We start from the raw sequence: 25,379 nt of genomic DNA, 5'->3' as shown, positions 1-25,379 counted from the left end.
TCGCAGGTACTTTACACGGATCAGGCGCGCCGTCGGCGACAGAAATGGTTGCTGATGGGACCTGGCTGAAGGCTTCGGCGGTCACCAGCAGGCTGCACAGGAAGGCGGTGAGCAACAGCCAACCGATGTGCATGCGAGGTTTGCGTCGGTGCCAGCCGCTGGCGCCCATGATCGCCGCCGGCGCCAGCAATTTGCGCCACAGTCGTTCGGTGTCCTGGAAAGCGTCGAGGTGATGGGTGTCAGCGTCCAGCCAGTGACGGAATTCGATGCGTTGACTGGCGGTGGCGTGGGGGCTTTGCAGGTGCACATACCAGCGCACTGCCTGGGCCCAGGCTTGGGACGGGGCGCGGGAAGGCTCGCGGCACTGTTCGAGTAACCGCACCATGTTGCGCTCGACCGTTTCGACATCCAGTTCGAGCAGACGGGCAATGACGGAGTAGGGCAGTTGATCGAGGCGGCTGAGCAGGAAGACCTGTCGGATCTTGCGTGGCAATTTGTGGATGCGGCGCCGATACGCATCGTTTTGTGGGCTGGACGGCATGTCCGGTGGGCTCACTGGAAGCGAGTTCAGGGCGTTGAGTTCTTCAGTCATGGTGTTCACTTAAGAGTCGTCCGTGGATCGTCCGTAGGCAGGGAGCGGGGCATCACCGGTCACGCAGGCCGATCTTAGTGCTTATGAGGGTCATTCCCACGTACAGGCGCACAGTTGCGGTTTCTTGCAAGGCAGCTTGTTTATTCCCTCATCGACGCGTCAGCGCACATTTTATTTTGCTATCATGCGCGCCATCGAAACACTCGACCCTCTTCATTAGCCTGAAGACGCAACACCCGACCAAACCAGACCCTTCAAGGGCATAAAAAAAGACCCGGCAAAAAGCCGGGTCAAAAACCGTGATTAGCCTGATGAGGAGATAATCCGGAAGCCGACCTAAGGCTTCTGGGTTACCCGCCGGTCTCGCGACCGGTTGCGCTCAATAATAATCATTATCATTTGCACGTCAAATGTTTTTTTGCGTTCCTGTGAAATTATTCGCTCTACCCACAACTTACTCGCACATGCCGCCCACCTGACAGCCGTCTGGCTCGTCAGCGGTGCGGTCATTCAGTGCTGCTGCCCAAGGCATTACCTTAGCGCTGAGAAGCCGTGCTGCTGCAGGGGCGATGAGCCGTCTATTCCAGGGGCAGCTCCGTCGTCCTCTTCACTACGCTCATCGCAATGTTCGAGTGCGCTTCCTGCACGTGGGGGCTTTGCAGCAGGTGATCGCGTAAAAAACGCTCGTAGCTGGCAATGTCCTGCACCACGACTTTGAGCATGAAGTCCATGTCCCCGGCCATGGTGTAGCACTCCAACACCTCGGGATAGCCGATGATCGCTTCCTCGAACTCCGCCAGGTAGCGCCGACCATGTCCCGATAGCTTCACATCGACAAACACCGTCATGGTCAGCCCAAGCTTGGCCGGGTTGAGCAGGGCGACCTTGCGCTCGATGACGCCTTCCTCCTCCAGGCGGTTGATCCTGCGCCAGCAGGGGGACTGCGACAACTCCACCCGTTCGGCGATTTCTGCAGCGGACAGGTCGGCGTCGTGCTGCAACAGGCGGAGTATTTTGCGATCGATGGGACTGAGTTTGACCTGCATGAATTGACCCTTTTTTATTATTGAAATGGAACAGGCATGCAGAATATGAGCAGATTTGCACGTATTTAGAAAGAAAAAGCCTTAGCCGCGCAGGCACTATTGGCGCTGTGAACGTCCGGGTCAACCGTCCCGGCGACCGAGCGGCAGGTATAGAGCTCACAAGGCACTGCGACCACTGCTCGCCACATTCAAAACGCACTAATAAAAATAAAGGAGTGCCTGAATGTCTTTGGCTGATATTCGTCTGGATGATAAGTACCGACTCGCAACCGGCAACCTTTACCTGACCGGGACCCAGGCGTTGACCCGTCTGCCGATGCTGCAGAAACAGCGCGACGAGGCTCGCGGCCTGAACACGGCAGGTTTTATTTCCGGGTATCGCGGCTCGCCACTGGGCAACCTGGACAAGAGTCTGTGGGATGCCAAGGATTACCTTCAGGAAAACGCTATCCATTTCCAGCCCGGGGTCAACGAAGAGTTGGCAGCCACGGCGGTGTGGGGCAGTCAACAGGTCAATCTGTTTCCCCACGGCAAGTACGACGGCGTATTCGCGCTGTGGTACGGCAAGGGACCGGGCGTGGACCGTTGCGGCGACGTGTTCAAGCACGGCAACTCGGCAGGTGTCGCGCAGAACGGCGGCGTACTGATCCTCGCTGGCGACGACCACGGTTGCAAATCATCGACCATTGCCCATCAGAGCGAGCACGCCTTCATCGCCTCGATGATTCCCGTGCTCAACCCGAGCAACGTTCAGGAAATTCTCGACTACGGCATCATCGGCTGGGAATTGTCGCGCTACAGCGGTTGCTGGGTGGCGATGAAGACCATTGCCGAAAACGTCGATTCCTCTGCGGTGGTCGAAGTCGATCCGCTGCGCATCCAGACCCGCATCCCCGAAGACTTCCAACTGCCCGAGGGCGGTCTGCACATTCGTTGGCCAGATCCGCCGCTGGCGCAGGAAGCGCGCCTCAACACCTACAAGATTTACGCCGCTCGAGCCTTTGCCCGGGCGAACAACCTGAACAAGGTGGTCATCGACTCGCCAAAACCCCGCATGGGTATCATCACCACCGGCAAATCCTATCTCGACGTGCGCCAGGCCCTGGAAGAGCTGGGCATCGACGAAGAACTGTGTGCATCAGTGGGCATCAGGGTGCTCAAGGTCGGCATGAGCTGGCCGCTCGAGCCGGTCTCTGTACATGACTTCGCCGAAGGCCTCGACGAAATCCTGGTGGTCGAAGAAAAACGCAGCGTGATCGAAGACCAGTTGACTGGCCAGTTGTACAACTGGCCAGTGGACAAGCGTCCGCGTGTTGTCGGTGAGTTCGACGAAGAAGGGCGTTCTTTGCTGCCCAATCTCGCCGAGCTGACGCCGGCCATGATCGCTCGCGTCATCGCCAGACGCTTGGCGCCCATTTACAGCAGCGCGAAGATCGACGCCCGTCTGCAGTTTCTTCAAGACAAAGAAAAGGCGTTGGCAGCGCCGCTGTTCAATACCCAGCGCACTCCGCATTTCTGTTCCGGCTGCCCGCACAATACCTCGACCAAAGTGCCGGAAGGCAGCCGCGCGCTGGCCGGAATCGGCTGTCATTACATGACCATCTGGATGGACCGGGATACCGACACCTTCACCCAGATGGGCGGCGAAGGCGTGACCTGGATCGGCCAGGCGCCGTTTACCGAAACGCCCCACGTGTTCCAGAACCTTGGCGATGGCACCTACTTTCACTCCGGGCACCTGGCGCTGCGTGCTGCGGTGGCTTCGAAGGTCAACATTACCTACAAAATCCTCTACAACGACGCCGTGGCCATGACGGGTGGCCAACCCATCGACGGCATCCTGCGGGTCGATCAACTCAGCCGTCAGGTGTCCAACGAGGGCGTTCAGCGCATTGCACTGGTCTCGGACGAGCCGGATAAATACCCGAGCCGCGAGCAGTTCGCGCCCATCACCACCTTCCACCATCGTCGCGACCTGGACAGCGTGCAGCGCGAATTGCGCGAGTTCAAAGGCGTGTCGGTGATTATTTACGACCAGACCTGCGCTACCGAAAAACGCCGTCGGCGCAAACGCGGGAAGATGTCCGACCTCGACAAGCGTGCCGTCATTAACCCGGCGGTGTGCGAAGGCTGCGGCGATTGCGGCGCCAAATCCGGCTGCCTTTCGATCCTGCCCAAGGAAACCGCGCAGGGTCGCAAGCGTGAAATCGACCAGAGTGGCTGCAACAAGGATTTCAGCTGCGTCGAAGGCTTCTGCCCGAGTTTCGTCACCGTGCATGGCGGCAAGCTGCGCAAGCCGCAGTTGCCCAAGCAGACGCAGGAGTTTGCCCAATTGCCCGAGCCGACCCTGCCGAGCCTGGACCAACCGTTCAACATCCTGCTGCCCGGCGTCGGTGGAACAGGTGTGACCACGGTCGGTGCGATGCTCGGTTATGCGGCGAACCTGGAAGGCAAGGGATGCAGCGTGCTGGACCAAGCGGGCCTGGCGCAGAAATTTGGCCCGGTGGTCAGCCACATCCGCATCGCCGCACGTCAGGAAGATCTGTTCGCGGTGCGCATTGCCGCCGGTGAAGCGCATCTGCTGCTTGGCTGCGACCTGTTGGTGGCGTCCGGCCCCGATGCCATCGCCAAGCTCAGCAGTGCCAAGTCGCACGCGGTGGTGAACAGCCAGCAAACCCCGACGGCCGAGTTCACGCGCAACCCGGACGCCGAGTTTCCGGCCGACGCCATGGTGCAGACCATTCGCGAAGCAGTAGGCGCCGAAAAGACTCACTTCGTGGCCGCCACCGATCTGGCGACCAAATTGATGGGCGACAGCATCGCCAGCAACCTGTTCATGCTCGGGTATGCGTTCCAGCTGGGCCTGATTCCGCTGACATCGGCGGCCATCGAGAAAGCAATCGAGTTGAACGGTGTGGCGGTCAATCTGAACCAGCAAGCGTTCCTCTGGGGGCGGCGCGCGGCGTTCGACCTGCCAGCGGTAGAAGCTGCGGCCAGTCCACAAGCGGTGGTCGTTGAACCTCTGGGGCTGAGTCTGGAACAGCGTCTTGCCCATAACAGCCAGATACTCGCTGATTACCAGAACCAGGCTTACGCCGAGCGTTATTTGCAGCGGGTCCAGAAGGTGTGCGAAGCCGAAATGCGTTTGTTCCCCGGCGAGCAGTTGGCGTTGACCGAGGCCGTGGCGTTCAACTACTTCAAGCTGTTGGCTTACAAGGATGAGTATGAGGTCGCGCGGCTTTACAGCAATGGCGAGTTCACGCGTCAGTTGCAGGCGCAGTTCGAAGGAGATTACCGCCTGGAGTTTCACCTGGCGCCGTCCTGGTTGGCCAAACGCGATCCCACGAATGGTACGCCGCGCAAACGCAGTTTCGGGCCATGGATGTTGAAAGCCTTTAATGTGCTGGCGAAGTTCCGTTTCCTGCGCGGGACGGCGCTGGATCCTTTCGGTCGCAGCGTGGAGCGGCGTCAGGAACGTGAGCTGATCGAACGCTATGTCGCCGATGTCGAGTTGATTCTCGAACACTTGAATGCAGGCAATCGGCACACTGCCTTGAGCCTGGCGCGCTTGCCGGAACGCATTCGCGGCTATGGGTATGTGAAGGAAAGCGCGATGAAGGCGGCAGCGCTACAGGCGACGCGGATGCGCCAGAGCCTGATCAGCGGGGAAGTGGAGCTGCCGAAGTTGTATGAGGTTGCCGCTTAGCCTGAGAGCGTCGCGCGTGAGTGCACACACTTCACGCGCGTGCTCGATGGATCCTGTGTAGCGGCCCGCGGGCCGACGGTGGCGTTTCCAACTCCCACCGTCGGCCCGGCGTGCTAGGGGATGGGCGTCTCAGTGGCCAGCTCCACCAACACCGTCCCTTCGCTGACCATTTCCCCCTCCGTGCAATACAGCGCTGCTACGGTCCCGGCCTGACCTGCCCGGATGCTGTGTTCCATCTTCATGGCTTCCAACACCACCAACGGCGTCCCTGCTTCGACTTGCTGCCCGACGTCCACCAGCACTCGAACGATGCTGCCGTTCATGGGTGCACTGAGGCCGCCTTGTTGTGTGTGGCTGGCGTCGACCGCCGCGATCGGGTCAACGCGCTCAATAGCGTACAGCTCACCGAGCCAGCGCAGATACAACGTGTCATCGCGAAGAATGGCCAGAGTATGCCGGCGCACGCCATCGCGGTTGATCGTCAGTTGCTCGCCCTGCAGTTGAGCCTGCTCGCCCGCGTCGCCGCGTAACTGGAGTTTGCGAGTCTCCCCTGAACAGCTCAAGTGCACATTCAGCTCTGCGGGTAGCCCCAGACGCAGCCCGCTGACGGCAACCCAGGGGGAATGTGCATCGTCATCGCGGGTTTGAGGCGTCGCACTCTGCCGATAGGCCTGCGCTGCCGTGTGCCAGAAGTCGTCGCCGAGCGTCTGGGCGGGCGGCAACAGATCCTGCTGATAGCGTGGTATGAAACCGGTGTCCAGCTCAGCGTCGGCAAACGCGGGATGAGCGATGATCCGTCGCAAAAATGCCAGGTTGGTCCGCAGGCCGCCAATGGCGAACTCATCGAGCATGGCCAACAAGCGCAGGCGCGCCTGTTCACGATTTTCGCCCCAGGCGATCAGCTTGCCGAGCATCGGGTCATAGAACGGCGAGACTTCATCGCCTTCGCTCACCCCGCTGTCTACGCGACGACCCGGCCCGGGCGCAGACTCGCGGTAGAGCTGCAAAGTGCCGGTGGCCGGCAGAAAATCATTGGCCGGGTCCTCGGCATACAGCCGCACTTCGATCGCGTGGCCGTTCAACGGCACCTGCGCCTGGGTGATCGGCAGCGCCTCACCTTGGGCAACGCGAATCTGCCAGGCGACCAGATCAAGACCGGTGATGGCCTCGGTGACCGGATGCTCGACCTGCAGGCGTGTGTTCATTTCCATGAAGAAAAACTCACCCCGAGCGTCCAGCAGGAACTCGACCGTCCCGGCACCGACGTAGCCGATGGCCTGCGCCGCACGCACGGCCGCTTCACCCATCGCTTGGCGCAGTTCGGCACTCAGGCCGGGAGCAGGGGCTTCTTCGACGACTTTTTGATGACGGCGCTGGATCGAACAGTCGCGCTCGTTGAGGTACAGGCAATGCCCCAACTGGTCAGCGAAGACCTGAATCTCCACGTGACGGGGTTTGAGCACATATTTTTCCACCAGCATCCGCGAATCGCCAAACGACGATTGCGCCTCGCGTTGCGCGGAGGCCAGGGCTTCGGCCAGGTCCTCGTCGCGCTCAACGACTTTCATGCCTTTGCCACCGCCCCCCGCTGTGGCCTTGAGCAGTACAGGGTAGCCAATGCGTGCGGCGGCTTCCCTGAACGTCGCCGCGTCCTGGGCTTCGCCGTGGTAACCGGGCACTAGCGGCACGCCTGCCGTCTCCATCAACGACTTGGCGGCGGATTTGCTGCCCATCGCGTCGATGGCGGAGGCGGGCGGGCCGAGGAAAATCAGCCCAGCCTGTTCGACTGCGCGGGCAAAACCTGCGTTCTCCGAGAGAAAACCATAGCCTGGATGAATCCCCTGGGCGCCGCTGCTTTTGGCCGCGGCAATCAGTTTATCGATCTGCAGGTAGCTGTCGGCGGCTTTGCTGCCACCCAGATTGACGGCGATGTCCGCTTCACGCACATGCCGGGCGTGATCATCGGTGGCACTGTGAACCGCAACGGTGGTCAGGCCCATGGCCTTGGCGGTGCGCATGACCCGGCAGGCGATTTCGCCGCGATTGGCGACCAGCACGCAAGTCAGGGCTGAGTTGTTCGGGCCGCTCATCAACGTGATTCTCCAGGGTTGTTAGGGGTGTGTATGCCACGCCAGCTCGGATCACGTTTTTGCAGAAACGCGCGCAAGCCTTCCTGGCCTTCAGGGCTGACACGGATGCGGGCAATGGCATTTTCGCAGTAGCCGCGCAGGGCAGGGGTCTGCTCGCCGTGACCGACCTCGCACAGCAACTCCTTGCTGACGCGCATGGCCTGCGGGCTGTTGAGCAGCAGACCGGCCACCCAGTGTTGCACCTGTTGCTCAAGTTCAGCAGCGGGACAGGCCTCGGCCAGCAGGCCGATCTCGCGCGCGCGCAACCCGTCGAAACGCTCAGCGGTCAAGGCATAACGGCGCGCGTGGCGCTCGCCGATCGCTTGCACCACGAACGGACTGATGACCGCGGGTGCCAGGCCGATCCTGACTTCAGAAAGGCAGAACTGCGCATCGTCGGCGCCGATGGCCATGTCGCAGCAGCTGATCAGACCCAAGGCGCCGCCATACGCCGCGCCTTGCACCACTGCCAGGGAGGGCACTTTGAGTTTGCTAAGGTTGTACATCAGCTCGCCCAATTCGCGAGCGTCGCCCAGGTTGGTGTCGTAATCCAGATTGGCCGATTCCTGCATCCAGGCCAGATCGGCGCCAGCGCTGAAATGCCGGCCACGCGCACGCAGCAGCAAGAAGCGCAGGCTGGCGTCGTTCTGGATGCGGTCCAGGGCGATGATCAGTTCGCCAATCATCTGCGCGTTGAAGGCGTTGTTCTTGTCCGGGCGGTTGAGCCAGAGCGTAACGAAGCCCCGTGGGTCGTGCTCAAGCTCGACAGTGTTGAAATCGCTCATGTTCAGTCCTCCGGTTACATGCGGAACACGCCGAAGCGCGTCGGCTCGATGGGGGCGTTGAGCGCAGCGCTGATGGCCAGGGCAAGCACTTCCCGAGTCTGCGCAGGATCGATCACGCCGTCGTCCCAAAGGCGGGCGCTCGAGTAGTAGGGGTGACCCTGGTGTTCGTACTGGTCGAGGATCGGCTGCTTAAGCTGGGTCTCCTGCTCGGCGGTGAAACGCTCGCCGCTGCGCTCGGCCTGCTCACGCTTGACCTGTACCAGAACGCCTGCTGCCTGTTCGCCGCCCATCACGCCGATCCGCGCATTGGGCCACATCCACAGGAATCGCGGATCGTAAGCGCGGCCGCACATGCCGTAGTTGCCGGCGCCGAAGCTGCCACCAATGATCACGGTGAATTTGGGCACCTTGGCGCAGGCAACCGCCGTCACCAGCTTGGCGCCGTGCTTGGCTATACCGCCGGCTTCGTACTTTTGGCCGACCATGAAGCCGGTGATGTTTTGCAAGAACAACAACGGAATGCCGCGCTGGCAAGCCAGCTCGATAAAATGCGCGCCCTTTTGCGCCGCTTCGGCGAACAGGATGCCGTTATTGGCCAGGATCGCGATCGGGTAACCATGCAGATGGGCGAAGCCGCAGACCAGGGTGGTGCCGAACAGCGCCTTGAATTCATCGAAGACCGATCCATCGACCAACCGCGCAATCACTTCGCGAACATCGAAAGGCTGCTTGGGATCGGCCGAAATCACCCCATACAGTTCATCATCTGCGTACAGCGGGGCGATGGGCGCGCGCGTCTGAAGGTCGCCCTGCTTGCGCCAGTTCAGATGGGCGATGCTGCGCCGGGCCAGTGCCAGCGCGTGCTCGTCGCTGTCGGCATAGTGATCGGCAACCCCGGAAACCTTGCAGTGCACGTCGGCACCACCCAGATCCTCGGCGCTGACCACTTCGCCGGTGGCCGCTTTGACCAAGGGCGGCCCGGCAAGGAAGATCGTTGCCTGCTGGCGCACCATGATGGCTTCGTCGGCCATGGCGGGCACGTAAGCGCCGCCTGCGGTGCAGGAACCCATAACCACCGCTATCTGCGGGATGCCTTGAGCACTCATGTTCGCCTGATTGAAGAAGATCCGCCCGAAATGCTCGCGGTCTGGAAACACTTCATCCTGGCGGGGCAGGTTGGCGCCACCGGAGTCCACAAGATAGATACATGGCAGGCGATTCTGCTGCGCGATGGTTTGCGCGCGCAGGTGCTTCTTGACGGTCAGGGGGTAGTACGAGCCGCCTTTGACGGTGGCGTCATTGGCAATGATCATGCACTCCACACCCTCCACGCGACCAATGCCGGCAATGACGCCCGCTGCCGGCACGTCTTCGCCATAGACGCCGTGCGCCGCGAGCTGGCTGATTTCCAGGAAAGGCGAGCCGCTGTCGAGCAGGCCGTTGATGCGCTCACGGGGTAACAACTTGCCCCGCGAAGTATGACGCTCCTGCGCCTTGGCGCCGCCGCCCTGTTGCACCTGGGCCAGCAGGGTGCGCAAATCCTCAACCTGCTTGCGCAATGCTTGGCTGTTCGCCAGGAACTCCGCCGAACGCGGATTGAGCTGGGTTTTCAGAATACTCATGTAAGGCTTACTCCAACCGCTGTCGTCACTCCGAAGTTGCGGTACGCACAAGGTGCTTGTGCGTGCCGCTGATCGCTCGAAACTCGCTGCTGTTTCATCGGGTTTCGTTGAACAGCTCGCGACCGATCAGCATCCGGCGAATCTCGCTGGTGCCGGCGCCAATTTCGTACAGCTTGGCGTCGCGCAGCAGGCGACCTGCGGGGAATTCGTTGATGTAACCGTTGCCGCCCAAAATCTGGATGGTGTCCAGTGCCATCTGGGTCGCGCGTTCGGCGCTGTAGAGAATCACCCCGGCGGCGTCCTTGCGCGTGGTTTCACCGCGTTCACAAGCCTGCGCCACGGCATACAGGTATGCGCGACTGGCGTTGAGCTGGGTGTACATGTCGGCCACCTTGCCCTGAATCAACTGGAATTCGCCGATGCTCTGGCCGAACTGCTTGCGGTCATGGATGTAAGGCAAGACCACATCCAGGCAGGCCTGCATGATCCCGGTCGGGCCGCCCGAGAGCACCACGCGCTCGTAATCAAGCCCGCTCATCAGCACCCTGACGCCTCCGTTGAACGTGCCGAGCAGGTTTTCTTCCGGCACCTCCACGTCGTCGAAGAACAGCTCGCAGGTGTTGGAGCCGCGCATGCCCAATTTGTCGAACTTGCTGCCGCGTGAGAAACCTTTCCAGTCACGTTCGACGATGAACGCGCTGATGCCATGAGCGCCTTTCTCCAGGTCGGTCTTGGCGTAGATTACGTAGGTATTGGCGTCGGGTCCGTTGGTGATCCAGGTCTTGCTGCCGTTGAGCACGAAACGGTCGCCACGCTTGTCGGCGCGCAGTTTCATCGACACAACGTCGGAACCGGCGTTGGGCTCGCTCATCGCCAGCGCGCCGACGTGTTCGCCGCTGATCAACTTGGGCAGGTAGCGGGCTTTCTGCTCGGGATTGCCGTTGCGGTTGATCTGATTGACGCACAGGTTCGAGTGAGCGCCATAGGACAGGGCGGCGGACGCTGAGCCGCGGCTGATTTCCTCCATCGCCACCACATGCGCCAGATAGCCAAGGCCCGCACCGCCATACTGCTCGTCGACGGTAATACCGAGCAGGCCCATATCGCCGAACTTGCGCCACATGTCGGCGGGAAACAGGTTGTCCTTGTCGATCTGTGCGGCACGGGGTGCCAGCTCGGCGGCGACGAAGGCCTGTACCTGATCGCGCAGCATGTCGATGGTCTCGCCAAGGCCAAAATTAAGCGTGGGGTAATTCATGAGACTGGGTTCCCTTGTTGTTTTTGGAGGGCGGTCAAACGGTAATAATCTGCATCACCTTTACGTTAACGTAAACCTGCGGGTGTAAGAATGTCAATCGCGGTAAAGCGGGCCGATATAAGGCGGTGGTTCAGATGCAAAGCCGCCCTGTAGCGGTGCGGCTTGCCGGCGGCAGCGAGCTTGAATGCGCCGCTGGCAAACGTGCGGCGACAAGGGGCTGCGGCAGGTGACAAAAAGAACTGAAAACGAATTTTCCGAACGCCGGACAGCACGAAGGGGAGCCAAGGCTCCCCTTCAAGTTCGACTGCATGCTCTTTTTTTATTAGGCGGCCTGTTGTTGTTTTTGGTGGCCCGACCTTTTTTGCTTTTGAGCGACCCCCATCCGGGGTCAAGAGCAAACGTATTTTTTTGAGCGCTGATAGTGCTTCGATCTTGCGATTCAGCCGTGCGGTTGCTACCTGAAGGTAGTTTTATTGTTCTTTGCCCGGTCGAGAGGCCTGCGCCTCACAAAGCGATCCACTCCAAAAAAATCAGTTAGCTGCGTCTCTGTCCGTGTTGTTCTTGTTATGTCAGAGCCGATACGTTTTGTTTTTATTGGGTTACTGCGCGATGTTATTTTTGTTGTGCGTAGGTGATAGCAGAAGCCGTGCCAACTCAGGCAGATTCTGCGCATCGCCCGGAAAACGGGGCCTGCAGCGCAACTCTACGATCAAGCCCTCGGCGTGCATCATGGCCGGGTGTTTCCGTGTTACCCGTTTGCATCGCTTCAATGCCGAACAGGGTAACACTGTGTGACAACTTGTCGCACATCAGGCCGACAAACGCGCCCTGGCCACCCGTGAACCGTTGGCCCGGCCCAGCACATCGCTAATGCGCTGTCCGGCAGCGATCAATTTATCCAGATCGACCCCCGTATCAATCTCCAGCCCGTTGAGCATATACAGCACGTCCTCGGTAGCAACGTTGCCGGTCGCGCCCTTTGCATAAGGACATCCGCCCAGTCCGGCGACCGAGCTGTCGAAGACCTGGATGCCTTCCAGCAGGCTGGCATAGATGTTGGTCAGTGCCTGACCGTAAGTGTCGTGGAAGTGGCCTGCCAGCTTGCCACGCGGTATCTGTCCGGCCACGGCATCGATCAGCGCCCGGGTCGCGCCCGGCGTTCCGGTGCCAATGGTGTCGCCCAGTGACACTTCGTAACAGCCCATGGTGAATAGCTCATTGGCCACAGCGGCCACCTGTTTGGGCGAAACGGCACCTTCGTAAGGGCAGCCCAGCACGCAGGACACATAGCCGCGCACCTGCAACCCATGCAGCCGCGCCGCCTCCATGATCGGCAAGAAACGATCCAGGCTCTCGCTGATCGAGCAGTTGATGTTGCGCTGGGAAAAAGCCTGCGACGCCGCTGCAAACACTGCAACTTCTTTCACGCCCGCTGCCAATGCATCCTCGAACCCGCGCAGATTGGGCGCAAGTGCGGCGTAGGTGACATCGGCCTTGCGCTGAATGCTTGCAAAAACCTGGGCAGAACCGGCCATCTGGGGCACCCACTTGGGTGATACGAAGCTGCCAGCTTCGATATAGGTCAGGCCGGCGTCGGTGAGGTCGTCGACCAAGCGGATCCTGTCAGCCACCTCGATGGGACGGGCCTCGTTTTGCAGGCCGTCACGGGGGCCGACTTCGACAAGGCGTACATGTTGGGGGAGGGACATGCAAATTAATCCTCGAAGCAGTTATAGGTATCGTTTTTATTTATTTGAACTTAAAGGTGATTTTCCAGCCCGGCCCTGCACCGCTCTTCGGCCGTGTCAAGTTCCAGTTGCATCTGTTGGATATCCAGCAATTGTTGATCGAGCTGAGCGCGGCGCTCTGCAATTTTTTGCAACATGGTGGTCAGCTGTTTCTGGTTGTCACCCGTCGGATCGTACAGGCCAATCAAGTCGCGACATTCTGCCAGGGAGAAGCCAATACGCTTGCCCCGCAGGATTAGCTTGAGCGTGACCTTGTCGCGCGCCGAATAAATACGCTCTAGGCCGCGGCGCTCGGGGCTAAGCATGCCTTGCTCTTCATAAAAGCGGATGGTCCGGGTGGTGATGTCCAGTTCACGGGCAAGGTCGGAAATGCTGTAGGTCGGGGTGTTCATGGGAGAGCTCTGGCGGCGGTAGCGTGAGCTAAACGTACGGCGCCCTTGACGTAAACGTCAAGCGGCGCCCTTCGGCGGGCTCGATGACGCTATCGGTCTGCCTTACCGGGGTACCGCTACACAGCACCATCGCTGGGAGCAATAGGAAACGAGCGTCATATCCTCGAAATAGCATTAATAAAAGCTCTATTCAACATTAATATTTATTAATAACTAACTGAAATATAAGCGTATTAGCCTTTCTATTAATGTGCTTTCTCAAGTGTTCGTTCCTGTGCGAGCACCCGTTGGCACAACTCGATGATCTGCTCCCGCATCCAGCGGTTCGCCGGATCCTGATCAGTGCTTTCATGCCAATACAGATGCGTTTCCACCGTTGGAACATCGTTGACCGGGAGCTGAACGAAATGCAGATCGTTGCGCCGGGCAAAGCGTTCCGGCACGGTCATGACCATATCGGTCTGCTGCAGCACTTGGGAGGCCATCAGGTAATGCTGTGATCGCAGGGCAATCTTGCGCTGAATGCCCATCTTGCCCAGAGAAAGGTCCACGTAACCTAATCCGCTGCGACGGCTGGAAATGTGGATGTGCGCAACCGATAGATAATCGTCGAGGGTGATCGAGCCTTTATTGGCCAGCGGATGCCCCTTGCGCATGGCACAGACGTAGCTGTCTTCCATTAGCTTGACGTGGCGCACTTGCGGGTCGGTGTTCAAGGGCGCATCAACAGCGAAATCCAGACGACCTGCAGCCAGTTCCTTGGTGGTCTCCCGCCGTTTGGACAAAAAGCTCTCGATGGTCACCGCCGGCGCCAGACGACGAAGACGCTGAAACAGAGCAGGCAGAATGATTGCCTCGGTCAGGTCGGTCATGCTGATGCGATAGTTCTTGTTGGCCTGCAGCGGATTGAAGATGCGGCTTTCCTGCACCGATACGCGCAACAGCGACAGCGCGTTACGCACCGGCCCGATGATGTTCTGCGCCATGGGCGTCGGCACCATCCCTTGGGCGGTGCGTACGAAAAGGGGGTCGTTGAAGGTCTCGCGCAGGCGGGCCAAAGCGTTGGAAACCGCTGGCTGGGTGATGCCGACGATCTGACCGGCGCGGGTCAGATTGGCTTCCGTGTAGATGGCGTCAAACACGATAAAGAGATTGAGATCGACTTTGCTCAGGTTCATTGCCGGGCGCCTCGGGCTGTTTTTCTTATGTGTGTGGGGCTGGAACGCGCCGATCATATATCGGTTATGAATGTTTATACACGGCGAGAATAGGTTAGATAAATAAAGGCCGCTCATCTAGCATTCCACACACGTCTTGAAACACCTCACCAAAAGGTAGCTGCCCCATGGATTTCGCTTACTCCCCCAAGGTTCAGGCACTGCGCGATCGTGTTACGGCGTTCATGGACGCCTACGTGTACCCGGCGGAACCGCTGTTCGAACGTCAGGTTGCAGAAGGTGATCGCTGGCAGCCAACTGCGATCATGGAGCAGCTCAAGGCCCAGGCTAAAGCAGAGGGTTTGTGGAACCTGTTCCTGCCGGAGTCGGAGCTGGGGGCGGGGCTGACCAATCTTGAATACGCGCCGCTGGCCGAAATCATGGGCCGTTCGCTGCTGGGGCCTGAACCCTTTAACTGCTCGGCGCCGGACACGGGCAACATGGAAGTGCTGGTGCGCTACGCCAGCGACGCGCAAAAGCAGCAGTGGCTGGAGCCGTTACTGCGCGGCGAGATTCGTTCAGCGTTTGCCATGACCGAACCGGATGTGGCGTCCTCTGACGCGACCAACATGGCCGCCCGAGCCTTGCGCGATGGGGATCAATGGGTGATCAATGGACGCAAATGGTGGACTTCCGGCGCCTGCGACCCGCGCTGCAAGATCATGATCTTCATGGGCCTGAGCAACCCCGACGGGCCACGCCATCAGCAGCATTCGATGATTCTGGTGCCTACCGATACGCCGGGGGTCAAGATCGTGCGCCCGTTGCCAGTGTTCGGTTACGACGATGCGCCCCATGGGCATGCCGAGGTGCTGTTCGAAAACGTCCGCGTGCCGTACGAAAACGTGTTGCTGGGCGAAGGGCTAGGCTTCGAGATCGCTCAAGGCCGCCTCGGACCTGGGCGCATTCACCATTGCATGCGTTCGATCGGCATGGCTGAGCGGGCGCTGGAGCTTATGTGCAAGCGCTCCGTACAACGCACCGCGTTTGGTCGTCCCCTGGCGCGCCTGGGCGGCAATATCGACAAGATCGCCGATTCGCGTATGGAAATCGACATGGCGCGTCTGTTGACGCTTAAAGCGGCCTACATGATGGACACGGTCGGCAACAAAGGAGCCAAAAGCGAGATCGCGCAGATCAAGGTGGTGGCGCCGAATGTCGCGCTGCGGGTGATCGATCGCGCCATCCAGATTCACGGCGGAGCAGGGGTGTCGCAAGATTTTCCGTTGGCTTATATGTACGCCATGCAGCGCACGTTGCGGCTGGCGGACGGCCCGGACGAAGTGCATCGGGCAGCGATCGGCAAATACGAGCTCGGCAAGTATGTGTCTAAAGAGATTCTGCGCGGCGAGCATCGCTGATTCGTCCAATGCCTGGGCCGGTAGCAGCGCGGTTTGCCAGCGGTCAGATCCTTGATGAGACCACCGCAAGCAAGCCCGGCTGCTATTAAGGGACGAGGTCTACGGCGATCAGCTCAACTCAAGCCAGATCGGCGCATGATCCGAAGGTTTTTCCATCGCGCGCAAGTCGTAATCCACGCCCGCGGCCTTGATCCTCGGCTGCAAACCGTGGGAAGCCAGGATCAGGTCGATACGCAAGCCACGCTTGGGTTCGTCTTCGAAACCACGACTGCGGTAATCGAACCAACTGAACTGGTCAATAACCTCCGGGTACAGGTGGCGAAAGCTGTCGACCAGGCCCCAGTTCTTCAGCTTTTCCATCCATTCGCGCTCTTCGGGCAGGAAGCTGCATTTGCCTGTCTTCAGCCAGCGCTTGGCGTTGTCCGGGCCAATGCCAATGTCGCTGTCTTGCGGTGAGATGTTCACGTCACCCATGACCACCAGCGGCTGGTCATTGCTGAAGCGGGTTTCCAGCAATTGCTGAAGATCGGCGTAGAACCGCGTCTTGGCTGGAAACTTGGTGGGGTGATCACGGCTTTCGCCCTGGGGGAAATAGCCGTTCATGATCGTCACCGGAACGCCATTGCGATCGGCGAACGTGCCCCAGATAAAACGGCGTTGGGCCTGTTCATCGTCTGTGTCGAAACCCTTGTGCAGGGTCAGCGGTGCCTGACGCGACAGCAGGGCGACGCCGTAATGGCCTTTTTGCCCGTGGAAGTGCACGTGATAACCCAGTGCTTCGATTTCAGCCTGGGGGAACTGGTCGTCGCAGACCTTGGTTTCCTGCAGGCCGATGACGTCAGGCTGGTGCTTTTCGATCAGCGCAGCCAGTTGATGCGGCCGGGCGCGCAGGCCGTTGATGTTGAAAGACACAATTTTCATAGACGGCAGTCCTGGCAAAAATCAAACGGCGATGCTAGCTGACCTGCCAATCGACGGCCAGCGCCTGAGCGCAATCCTGTGAGTGGCCAAGGCTGCTACGCTGTGGAAATGCCTTGTAGATTCGCCGGAACTGTAACCAATGGCTGCCACTCGAACGCCTGACACCATGAACCCGGCGCAACGCAGCGGGTCGTCATCGAAAGGAACACGATTACATGCCCGAATCAGCAAACGCATTGGCCGATATCCGCCAGTTGGACAGCGGTTATTCCCGAGAGTCTCGCGCGCTGCTCTATCAGGCGTATCTGCACGAGCCAAGCTTTGGCTATTTGTTCGAATCCGGGCGCCCGGGTTATGAGCGGCGAGTGCGGGCGACCATTCGTGCGCTGGTCAAACAGCACTTCCTGCAGGACATGCCTGCCCTTGGGCTGTTCGTCAAGGACCGTCTGGTGGGCGTCGCATTGATCGCACCGCCACAACGCCGATTGGGCATCACGGAAAGCTGGGCCTGGCGCCTGCGCATGCTGATGAGCACCGGCCTGCGCTGCACCCAGCGTTATCTGGAGTACTACCAGTCAGTGTTGGCATGCCTGCCGTCGGATGCTGTGCACGTGCTGCCGCTGTTCGGTGTGCACCCTGATGTTCAGGGCCAGCATTACGGTGAGCAGTTGCTGTTGGCGCTACATGACTGGTGCGCGGTGGATGAAAACTCCCAAGGGATCGTCCTGGACACGGGAAATGGCCGCTACATAGAGTTTTATAAGCGACAGGGTTACGAGGAAATCGGTGAAGTTGCTGTAGGCCCAATCCGGGAGCATGTGTTTTTTCATCCCAACCCGCAGATTTCACTGGCTTCCATGGCTTGACCCACGGGCCTTTTCTCAACTTCGCGGGCTCCAGCAGCACCCGCCGCTCGTGTTAGCATCCGCGCCTATGAAGTTTCCCGGTCGATTTACCAGTGGTTTTCTCCTGATGTTTTCCAGCTGTGCAGCCTTCGCCGATGCCCAGTTGGATGTGCGGATCAAGCCTTCTAATTCCGAGCTCAAAGCCAACATCGAAGGGTACGTGGGCAGTCTCGGCGAGCGTGACCAACAGGCTCTCGAGCGCTTCAGCGTAGGCGCTGTCGAGCAGGCGCAAAAAGCTGCACAGGCCCTGGGCTACTATCAGGCGCAGATCGACAGCAAGGTCACGCGCACTGACAAGGATCTGCAATTGGTGCTGACCGTCCAGCCGGGCGAGCCGGTGCACTTGCGCAACGTCACCATTCAAATCCAAGGCGCGGCCAGCCAGCTCAAGGCGTTCAAGGTGCCCCAAGGCAACGCCCTCAAGCCTGGCGCCATACTCAATCACGGTCATTACGACGACGCCAAGAAGCTGATCCAGAATCAGGCGGCGCGCTATGGTTTTTTCAATGGCCGCTTTGTGACCCAGCGACTCTCCGTTGACCCACGTGCGGGCGTGGCTGATATCGAACTGGTGTACGACAGCGGCCCGCGTTTCACTTTGGGCAAGGTCATTTTCAGTGGCGATGCGCCATTTGACGAAGATCTGCTGCAGCGCATGGTGCCGTTCAAGGCCGACACACCCTATGACTCCGAGCTGATCGCCGAGCTCAACCAGGCCATGCAATCCAGTGGCTATTTCGAAGGCGTGCGGGTGGACGCCTCACCGACTGCCGCGCACGCTCAGGTGATCCCGGTAGATGTGCAATTGCAAACGCGCAAACCCCGGACCATGGGTCTTGGCGTGGGTTATTCGACGGACGTCGGACCGCGGGTCAAAGCCAATTGGACCCGCCACTGGGTCAATCCCGAGGGGCATAGTTATGGTGTGGAATCGGAACTCTCCGCACCGCGGCAAAACGTGGGGTTGTTTTATGACATTCCCCTCAACCCGCCGTTAACCGACAAGTTGCGTTTCGCCGGTGGCTATCAATACGAAGAAATTGCCGACACCGACAGTCTCAGCAAATTGCTGACCCTGGGGCCGGAATGGCACAGCAAGCTACCCAGCGGCTGGGAGCGGGTCATCTCGTTGAAATGGCAGCGCGAGGAGTATCGCCTGGGTAATGACTCAGGACTCAGCACCTTACTGATGCCAGGCATCAGCTATTCCTACCTGCGCAGCGACAACCGCATCGATCCGCACAAAGGCTACCGCCTGCAATTCGAAACCGAAGTGGCGAAAGAGGGCCTGGGGTCGGATGCTAATGTGGTACACGGCACCGCTTTGCTCAAAGGCTTGACCACCGTCGCCCAGAATCATCGTTTCCTGGGCCGCATCCAGGTGGGCGGCACCGCGACTAACGGCTATAAATCCATCCCACCGTCGTTGCGCTTCTTCGCCGGTGGCGACCAGAGCGTGCGCGGCTACGATTATCAGTCACTGTCGCCCGAGAACTCCGACGGCGACAGGATCGGTGGGCGGTACATGATTGCCGGCAGCGCCGAATACCAGTATTCGATAGCGCAAAAGTGGCGCGTGGCAGCCTTCGTTGATCAGGGTAACTCGTTCAATTCGCTCGACTTGCCCAGTCTGAAAACCGGTGTCGGCATCGGAATTCGCTGGGTGTCGCCAGTCGGGCCGTTGCGCCTGGACCTGGCTCACGCGCTCGATGATGACGGCGGTATTCGCTTGCACTTCTCGATGGGACCTGAACTGTGACGCGTACGGCGCTGTTGAAACGTATTGCCCTGACTGCCGCTCTGGGCTTGCTGTTGATCGTGCTGCTGGTCGGTGCGGCGCTGGGTTGGATGCTGGGCACGCAGCCCGGCAGCCGTTGGGCGTTGGCGCGGGTGCCCGGTCTGCAGGTGCAGAACTTCAGCGGCCGTCTCGGCGGGCAGTGGCAGGCTGATTCGTTGCTGTGGCGAGAGGGCGAAAGCAAGGTAGAAGTGGATGCGCCGGTATTTGCCTGGTCGATGTCGTGCCTGACGCGCATGACCTTGTGCATCGACAACCTGCAGACCGGTGACGTCCGTCTGCATTTTGCGCCCTCCGGCTCGTCGGAAAGCGGCCCGATCACCTTGCCCGACCTCAAGCTGCCATTGGCGCTGGAGCTGGGACGGGTGCAGGTCGGCAGTCTGCACCTGGACGGCACCGAGCAAGTGCGAGATGTGCAGTTGGCTGCGCATTGGACAGCCGATGGGTTGAAAATCGACTCGGTGCATGCCCAGCGCGACGACATCGTCCTGGACCTGACCGGCTTGCTGAAACCCACCGCGGATTGGCCGCTGACGGCCCAGGGCAAGATCAAACTGCCCGACGTGAGCGGCCAGCCGCTGGCATTGACGCTGCATATAGAAGGAGACCTGCTGAAGACGCTCAGTCTGGAGGCGCGCACCCGTGGCTATATCGACGCCAGAGTGGTGGGGCAGTTGCAACCATTGGCGGATAACCTCCCGGCCGAAGTTTCGATCACCAGCGACGCCTTCAAGCCCAGCGCCGATCTGCCGGATACACTTGAGCTCAACGCGCTGACCCTCAATGCCAAAGGCGACCTGGCGCGCGGTTACGCACTCCTTGGCAACGCGACGCTGCCTGCTGAGCAAGGCCCGGTAGCGCTGACGCTGCAAGGTCGGGTCGATGCCAAGGGCGCGGACATCGATGCCCTTGACCTGAGTGCTGCCGCGCAACAGCGGTTAAAGGTGAGTGGCAAGGTGGATTGGCAGAACGGGCTCCGTGCCGATGCCAAAATCGATTGGCTCGATTTCCCCTGGCATCGACTGTACCCACTGATCGACGAACCTCAGGTCAGTATTCATACCTTCAACGGCGACGTGTCGTACACCGATGGCAAGTACTTGGGCAACTTTGCCGGCAACTTCAAAGGCCCCGCCGGACCGTTCAGCCTGAAAAGCCCGTTCAGCGGCGACCTGCAACACATTTTCCTGCCGCAACTGGAGTTGCTCGCCGGGCCGGGCAAGGCCAGCGGCCACCTGAACGCGGGCTTTGCCGATGGCGTTTCCTGGGATACCGCGCTGGACCTGACCGCCATCGACCCATCGTTCTGGGTCGCCGAGTTACCGGGCTCCCTGGCCGGCCCGCTGCGCAGTCAAGGCGCGTTCAAGGACCAGCAACTGACCCTGAATGCCGATCTGGATCTTAAAGGGCGCTTGCGCGGGCAGCCTGCCGTGGCGCAGGTCAAGGCCGATGGAGCAGGGGACAGATGGAACCTAAGCGCCCTGGACATCCGCTTGGGTGATAACCGCATTCAGGGTAGCGCCAGCCTGCAGCAAAAACTGGCAGGGCAGCTGGATTTGAACCTGCCGCGCCTTGGCCAGCTTTGGCCGCGCTTGCAGGGCCAGGCCAACGGGCGTCTCGATCTGGCCGGCACGCTGCAAGCCCCGCAGGGACAACTGGCGTTGCGGGGCACGCAACTGGCTTATGACACCAACAAGCTGCAGAGCCTGAATTTGACGGCCAGACTGGACGGTGCGCAGCGCGCCGATATCGACTTGAAGACCACCGGCATTCAAGCGGGCGATACTGCGTTGGGCACACTGGCTGTCAACGGCCAGGGCGACATCAAGCGCCAGCAGGTCAAGCTCGATCTGCAGGGCCCGTTGCTAAAGCTCGCGCTGGCGCTGGATGGCAATCTCGAAAAAGGCACTTGGCGCGGGCGACTTGCCAGCGGCGATATCCAGACTGGCGGACAGGACTGGAAACTGCAGCAACCTGCAAGGCTAGAGCGGCTGGCGGACGGAAAGGTCAATTTCGGCGCTCACTGCTGGATGTCCGGGCCTGCCAGTCTGTGTGGTGAGGATCAGCGTTTGATGCCCGATCCGCGCTTGCGTTACCACCTCAAGCAGTTCCCGCTGGAAAGTCTCGACCCATGGCTGCCCAATGACTTTGCCTGGAAGGGCTCGCTCAATGCCGACGTGCAACTGGACGTCCCGGCTACCGGGCCCAATGGTCTGATCGTCATTGATGCCAGTAACGGCACCGTACGGGTCAAGGACAAGAGCCAATGGCTGAATTTTCCTTATCAGACGCTTAAGATCACCAGCAGCCTGACGCCGAAGAAGGTCGATACCAGCCTGGACTTCCGGGGCGGGAAGCTGGGCGACCTGCTGGCGCGGTTAAGCATCGATCCACTGGGCAAGAACAAGCCGGTCAATGGTGACTTCACCCTGACGGGCCTGGACGTCTCGGTGGCACGGCCGTTCGTGCCGATGATTGAGAAGCTCAACGGCAAACTCAACGGCAACGGGCGTATTTCAGGTGGGCTGCTGGCGCCGCAAGTTAATGGCAACGTGACCTTGAGCGATGGCCAAGTGTCCGGTCCGGAGCTGCCCGTCAGCCTGGAAAAACTCAATGTGCAGGCCATGATCGCCGGTGAGAACGTGCAGATGAAAGGCAACTGGAGTAGCGGGCCGACCGGACAGGGCAGTATCGGCGGGCATATCGGCTGGGCCGAGGCGCTGGATGTCGACGTCAGCTTGCAGGGCTCGCGCTTGCCGATCACGGTTGAACCGTACGCCAGGCTTGAAGCGACGCCCGATCTGAAAATCACCCTGCAAGGTGATCGACTGGCGGTTTCTGGCAAGGTGCTGATCCCAAAAGGCGAGATCACCGTTCGCCAACTGCCGCCCTCCACGGTCAAGGTATCTGACGATACCGTCATCGTCGGCGCGCAGACCGAGCAGGGCAAGCCACCCATGGCGATTGCCATGGACGTCAACGTTGAGGTCGGCCAGGACAAGCTCAGCTTCAGCGGATTCGGGCTGACCGCCAACCTGGCTGGACATGTGCACATTGGTGACAACCTCGATACCCGCGGCGAATTGAACCTCAATGACGGCCGGTATCGGGCCTATGGCCAGCGTCTGACCATTCGCAAGGCGCGGCTGCTGTTTGCCGGGCCGGTGGATCAGCCCTATCTGGACATCGAGGCGATCCGTCAGACCGATGATGTAGTCGCCGGAATACGCCTGACCGGCAGCGCCGAGCAGCCGACCACCACGGTGTTCTCGGAACCGGCCATGAGCCAGGAACAGGCCCTGTCCTACCTGGTGCTGGGGCGTCCCCTGAGCACCAACGGTGAGGACAACAACATGGTCGCCCAGGCTGCGCTGGCGCTGGGCCTGGCGGGCGGCTCGTCGACCGCCGGCAAGCTGGCGTCGGGGCTGGGGATCAAGGACTTCGACCTGGATACCTCGGGCAGCGGCGACAAGACCGCCGTGGTCGCCAGCGGCAAGATCACCGACAAACTCAGCGTGCGGTATGGGGTAGGCGTGTTCGAACCGGCGAATACCATTACGCTGCGCTATCTGCTAAGCAAGAAGGTGTATCTGGAGGCGGCGGGCGGCGTCGCCAGTTCGCTGGATATCTTCTATAAGCGAGATTTTTAACGCTGAGATCGTGCCCAGGCATCAGCGTGGTCACGCATCCCTTGATGCCCCGCGTCAGCCCAAGAGAAGGCGTAGTGTGCCAAGCGCGGCGTTCCCACGCAGAGCGGGGGAACGACCCATTCGCGAAAATGGCTACCCGTTGACCAGCTTCATCGCCGTATCGGTATACCGCCCACCGGCGACCGCACTTGCCGGGAACAGGTCCTTCAACGCCTCAAGCTCGCGGGTACTGAGTTGCACGTCCAGCGCCGCCACGTTTTCCTCCAGGTATTTGCGCTGCTTGGTGCCTGGAATCGGAATCACGTCGTTGCCCTGGGCGAGGACCCAGGCCAGGGCTAGCTGACCGGCAGTCAAACCTTTGTCTGTTGCCAGTTGCTGTACTTTTTCGACCAGCAACAGGTTTTTCGCAAAGTTTTCACCCTGAAAGCGCGGACTGCTGCGGCGGTAATCGTCGGCGGCAAAATCGTCGGGGCTTTTCAGGGTGCCGGTGAGAAAACCGCGTCCAAGCGGGCTATAGGGGACGAAGGCAATGCCCAGCTTGCGACACGTCTCCAATACGCCATTTTCTTCCGGCTCACGGCTCCATAGCGAATACTCGGTCTGCAGGGCAGCGATGGGATGGACCTTGTGCGCGCGCGCCAGTGTGCCCGCCGATGCTTCGCTCAGGCCCAGATAGCGGACCTTGCCCGCCTGCACCAGCTCAGCCATGGTGCCGACCGACTCTTCAATGCTGATATTGGGGTCAATACGGTGCTGGTAATACAGGTCCAGGGTATCGATCTTTAGCCGCTGCAACGTGCCGTCAATGGCGGCCTTGATGTATTCCGGGCTGCCATCGACACCCCGGGCGGCTGCATCGCCCGGCGTACGCACGATACCGAACTTGCTGGCGATAAAGGCCTGATCGCGCTTGCCGATCAGCGCTTTGCCCAGCAGTTCTTCGTTGGTATGAGGACCATACATGTCCGCGGTGTCGAACAACGTGACGCCCAGTTCCAGTGCGCGGTGCAGGGTCGCGATCGCTTCCTTTTCATCACCGCCGGTGGTGTAGAAGTCGGTCATGCCCATGCAGCCCAGGCCGATGGCCGAGAGCTGAGGCCCGTTTTTGCCAAGTTGACGCGTTTGCATGCTGGTTTCCTTTCTCAGTGTCGGAGCATTTCACGGCTGAGCATTGTTGCCCTCGACACAGCGACGATAAACCGGCTAAAAGTACTTTCACTGTTGGCTATTTCTAAATAATGCACGATTACCGGAGCCTGAATGGACCGATTCAATGCCATGCGCGCCTTCACCCGCATCGTCGAGCTGGGCGGTTTCGGCAAGGCCGCCGACAGCCTGCACATGCCGCGCGCCTCGGTAACCATCCTCATCAAGCAATTGGAGGCCCACCTGGGGGCGCAACTGCTCCTGCGCACCACGCGCCAGGTCACCCCAACGCTGGACGGTCAGGCGTATTACCTGCGCTGCGTCAGTCTGCTCAATGATCTGGACGATACCGAGTCGGTTTTTTCGACCGTGGCCAAGGCCCCCGAGGGCGTGCTTCGGGTGGACATGCCCTCGGGTTTCGGTCGCCTGATCCTGATGCCCGCACTGCCTGAGTTCACCGATTGCTACCCTGGCCTGGAGATGGAGGTGGGCATGAGCGATCGCCCGGTGGACCTGATTCGCGAAGGCTTCGATTGCGTGATACGCGGCGGTCAGCCGCTGGACCACTCGCTGGTGGCACGGCCGCTGGCGCAAATGCGCCAGGTGGTCTGCGCCAGTCGTGCGTATCTGGAGCGCCACGGCACTCCACTGACCATCGAAGCGCTAACGCGGCACAAGGTCATCGAATACTTTTCGACCACGACCAATAAACGTTATGGCCTGGAATTCATCCTGGAGGGTAGGGCCCAGGAGGTCAGCCTGCCGAAAACCCTGGCGACCAACAGTGCCGACGGCTATCTGGCCGCGTGTTGCGCTGGCTACGGCCTGGTACAGACGCCGTATTATCACGTCGCCGAGCCCTTGCGGCGGGGCGAACTGGTGGAGGTGCTGGGGCATTGCACGCAACCGCGATTGCCGTTGACGGCGCTGTATCCGGCGCATCGGCAGATGTCGCGCAGGGTCAGGGTGTTTGTCGACTGGCTGGTGCAGATGTGCGCCCGGCCAGGCTTGCTGGATAAAGCCACTGCGGGGCGCGCGGGCTGACAACATTTTCACCGCTGCCGGTAGGTGGCAAACCGCTTTCGTGATTAACTTCTCGCCCTATC

17 protein-coding genes and 1 pseudogene are annotated in these 25,379 nt (G+C 60.2%); 6 read left to right on the top strand and 12 right to left on the bottom strand.

All coding sequences use genetic code 11. The annotated features are described in order from the left end of the window. Window positions 1-64 precede the first annotated feature (64 nt). Both B3I26_RS18775 and B3I26_RS18770 read right to left on the bottom strand, forming a co-directional pair. Window positions 65-592, bottom strand: a pseudogene (locus tag B3I26_RS18775) (DUF4880 domain-containing protein); the annotation flags it as partial. 578 nt (window positions 593-1,170) lie between these two features. Further along, complete coding sequence (locus B3I26_RS18770; RefSeq protein ID WP_296259792.1) at window positions 1,171-1,638, bottom strand: Lrp/AsnC family transcriptional regulator; 468 nt, start codon at window positions 1,636-1,638, stop codon at window positions 1,171-1,173. A gap of 223 nt (window positions 1,639-1,861) precedes the next feature. Here B3I26_RS18770 and B3I26_RS18765 point away from each other — a divergent pair, with 223 nt between their 5' ends. Continuing rightward, on the top strand, window positions 1,862-5,344 hold the full coding sequence (locus tag B3I26_RS18765) for an indolepyruvate ferredoxin oxidoreductase family protein (protein ID WP_296259791.1): 3,483 nt from the start codon (window positions 1,862-1,864) through the stop codon (window positions 5,342-5,344). A gap of 113 nt (window positions 5,345-5,457) precedes the next feature. Here the strand turns inward: B3I26_RS18765 and B3I26_RS18760 are convergent, their stop codons facing one another. The 8 genes from B3I26_RS18760 to B3I26_RS18725 all read right to left on the bottom strand — a co-directional run bounded on the left by B3I26_RS18760 (window position 5,458) and on the right by B3I26_RS18725 (window position 14,456). Then, a complete protein-coding gene (locus B3I26_RS18760) occupies window positions 5,458-7,434 on the bottom strand; it encodes an acetyl/propionyl/methylcrotonyl-CoA carboxylase subunit alpha (protein WP_296259790.1) in 1,977 nt (658 codons plus the stop codon). Then, the gene (locus B3I26_RS18755) at window positions 7,434-8,258 is read right to left on the bottom strand and encodes a gamma-carboxygeranoyl-CoA hydratase (RefSeq protein WP_296259789.1); all 825 of its coding nucleotides are present in this window, start codon (window positions 8,256-8,258) and stop codon (window positions 7,434-7,436) included. The genes B3I26_RS18760 and B3I26_RS18755 overlap by 1 nt, the downstream gene beginning before the upstream one ends. A 14-nt stretch (window positions 8,259-8,272) precedes the next feature. Next, complete coding sequence (locus B3I26_RS18750; protein ID WP_296259788.1) at window positions 8,273-9,880, bottom strand: carboxyl transferase domain-containing protein; 1,608 nt, start codon at window positions 9,878-9,880, stop codon at window positions 8,273-8,275. Between the two features lie 94 nt (window positions 9,881-9,974). Further along, on the bottom strand, window positions 9,975-11,138 hold the full coding sequence (locus B3I26_RS18745; protein ID WP_296259786.1) for an isovaleryl-CoA dehydrogenase: 1,164 nt from the start codon (window positions 11,136-11,138) through the stop codon (window positions 9,975-9,977). 65 nt (window positions 11,139-11,203) lie between these two features. Continuing rightward, a complete protein-coding gene (locus B3I26_RS18740) occupies window positions 11,204-11,536 on the bottom strand; it encodes a hypothetical protein (protein WP_296259785.1) in 333 nt (110 codons plus the stop codon). A 411-nt stretch (window positions 11,537-11,947) separates the two neighbouring features. Beyond that, entirely contained in the window at window positions 11,948-12,847 is a 900-nt protein-coding gene (locus tag B3I26_RS18735; RefSeq protein ID WP_296259784.1) for a hydroxymethylglutaryl-CoA lyase, read from the bottom strand. A gap of 50 nt (window positions 12,848-12,897) precedes the next feature. Next, entirely contained in the window at window positions 12,898-13,278 is a 381-nt protein-coding gene (locus B3I26_RS18730; RefSeq protein ID WP_296259783.1) for a MerR family transcriptional regulator, read from the bottom strand. A 245-nt stretch (window positions 13,279-13,523) separates the two neighbouring features. Continuing rightward, window positions 13,524-14,456, bottom strand: coding sequence for a LysR family transcriptional regulator (locus B3I26_RS18725; RefSeq protein ID WP_296259782.1), 933 nt, complete (start codon window positions 14,454-14,456; stop codon window positions 13,524-13,526). Between the two features lie 167 nt (window positions 14,457-14,623). On the opposite strand from B3I26_RS18725, the gene B3I26_RS18720 reads away from it, so the two are divergent. Next, complete coding sequence (locus tag B3I26_RS18720; RefSeq protein ID WP_296259780.1) at window positions 14,624-15,856, top strand: acyl-CoA dehydrogenase; 1,233 nt, start codon at window positions 14,624-14,626, stop codon at window positions 15,854-15,856. Window positions 15,857-15,964: 108 nt separating this feature from the next. Here B3I26_RS18720 and xthA read toward each other — a convergent pair whose 3' ends face one another. Further along, window positions 15,965-16,777, bottom strand: coding sequence for an exodeoxyribonuclease III (gene xthA, locus B3I26_RS18715; protein WP_296259779.1), 813 nt, complete (start codon window positions 16,775-16,777; stop codon window positions 15,965-15,967). A 215-nt stretch (window positions 16,778-16,992) separates the two neighbouring features. Between xthA and B3I26_RS18710 the strand changes: the two genes are divergently transcribed. The 3 genes from B3I26_RS18710 (at window position 16,993) to B3I26_RS18700 (ending at window position 23,127) form a co-directional block, all read left to right on the top strand. After that, complete coding sequence (locus B3I26_RS18710) at window positions 16,993-17,643, top strand: GNAT family N-acetyltransferase (protein WP_296259778.1); 651 nt, start codon at window positions 16,993-16,995, stop codon at window positions 17,641-17,643. Window positions 17,644-17,710: 67 nt separating this feature from the next. Beyond that, window positions 17,711-19,441 carry an autotransporter assembly complex protein TamA gene (locus tag B3I26_RS18705; protein WP_296259777.1) on the top strand — a complete coding sequence of 577 codons (1,731 nt, stop codon included), beginning with the start codon at window positions 17,711-17,713 and terminating at the stop codon, window positions 19,439-19,441. Continuing rightward, window positions 19,438-23,127 (top strand): translocation/assembly module TamB domain-containing protein, encoded by a 3,690-nt coding sequence (locus B3I26_RS18700; protein ID WP_296259776.1) that lies wholly within the window; start codon window positions 19,438-19,440, stop codon window positions 23,125-23,127. The genes B3I26_RS18705 and B3I26_RS18700 overlap by 4 nt, the downstream gene beginning before the upstream one ends. Window positions 23,128-23,259: 132 nt before the next feature. Here the strand turns inward: B3I26_RS18700 and B3I26_RS18695 are convergent, their stop codons facing one another. Then, the gene (locus B3I26_RS18695) at window positions 23,260-24,255 is read right to left on the bottom strand and encodes an aldo/keto reductase (RefSeq protein ID WP_296259775.1); all 996 of its coding nucleotides are present in this window, start codon (window positions 24,253-24,255) and stop codon (window positions 23,260-23,262) included. 132 nt (window positions 24,256-24,387) lie between these two features. Between B3I26_RS18695 and B3I26_RS18690 the strand changes: the two genes are divergently transcribed. Beyond that, complete coding sequence (locus B3I26_RS18690) at window positions 24,388-25,317, top strand: LysR family transcriptional regulator (protein ID WP_296259773.1); 930 nt, start codon at window positions 24,388-24,390, stop codon at window positions 25,315-25,317. Window positions 25,318-25,379: the final 62 nt, after the last annotated feature.

It is taken from the genome of Pseudomonas sp. UBA5706 (genome assembly GCF_002419965.1).
Taxonomy (GTDB): Bacteria; Pseudomonadota; Gammaproteobacteria; order Pseudomonadales; family Pseudomonadaceae; genus Aquipseudomonas.
Note: the sequence above shows the minus strand (reverse complement) of the source record. Positions and strands in the feature narration are given on the sequence as shown.

Coding starts and splice junctions, on each gene's coding strand:
- B3I26_RS18690 (WP_296259773.1), top strand. CDS start 24,388: ATGGACCGATTCAATGCCATGCGCGCCTTCACCCGCATCGTCGAGCTG.
- xthA (WP_296259779.1), bottom strand. CDS start 16,777: ATGAAAATTGTGTCTTTCAACATCAACGGCCTGCGCGCCCGGCCGCAT.
- B3I26_RS18760 (WP_296259790.1), bottom strand. CDS start 7,434: ATGAGCGGCCCGAACAACTCAGCCCTGACTTGCGTGCTGGTCGCCAAT.
- B3I26_RS18695 (WP_296259775.1), bottom strand. CDS start 24,255: ATGCAAACGCGTCAACTTGGCAAAAACGGGCCTCAGCTCTCGGCCATC.
- B3I26_RS18770 (WP_296259792.1), bottom strand. CDS start 1,638: ATGCAGGTCAAACTCAGTCCCATCGATCGCAAAATACTCCGCCTGTTG.
- B3I26_RS18745 (WP_296259786.1), bottom strand. CDS start 11,138: ATGAATTACCCCACGCTTAATTTTGGCCTTGGCGAGACCATCGACATG.
- B3I26_RS18765 (WP_296259791.1), top strand. CDS start 1,862: ATGTCTTTGGCTGATATTCGTCTGGATGATAAGTACCGACTCGCAACC.
- B3I26_RS18750 (WP_296259788.1), bottom strand. CDS start 9,880: ATGAGTATTCTGAAAACCCAGCTCAATCCGCGTTCGGCGGAGTTCCTG.
- B3I26_RS18755 (WP_296259789.1), bottom strand. CDS start 8,258: ATGAGCGATTTCAACACTGTCGAGCTTGAGCACGACCCACGGGGCTTC.
- B3I26_RS18710 (WP_296259778.1), top strand. CDS start 16,993: ATGCCCGAATCAGCAAACGCATTGGCCGATATCCGCCAGTTGGACAGC.
- B3I26_RS18720 (WP_296259780.1), top strand. CDS start 14,624: ATGGATTTCGCTTACTCCCCCAAGGTTCAGGCACTGCGCGATCGTGTT.
- B3I26_RS18705 (WP_296259777.1), top strand. CDS start 17,711: ATGAAGTTTCCCGGTCGATTTACCAGTGGTTTTCTCCTGATGTTTTCC.
- B3I26_RS18735 (WP_296259784.1), bottom strand. CDS start 12,847: ATGTCCCTCCCCCAACATGTACGCCTTGTCGAAGTCGGCCCCCGTGAC.
- B3I26_RS18730 (WP_296259783.1), bottom strand. CDS start 13,278: ATGAACACCCCGACCTACAGCATTTCCGACCTTGCCCGTGAACTGGAC.
- B3I26_RS18725 (WP_296259782.1), bottom strand. CDS start 14,456: ATGAACCTGAGCAAAGTCGATCTCAATCTCTTTATCGTGTTTGACGCC.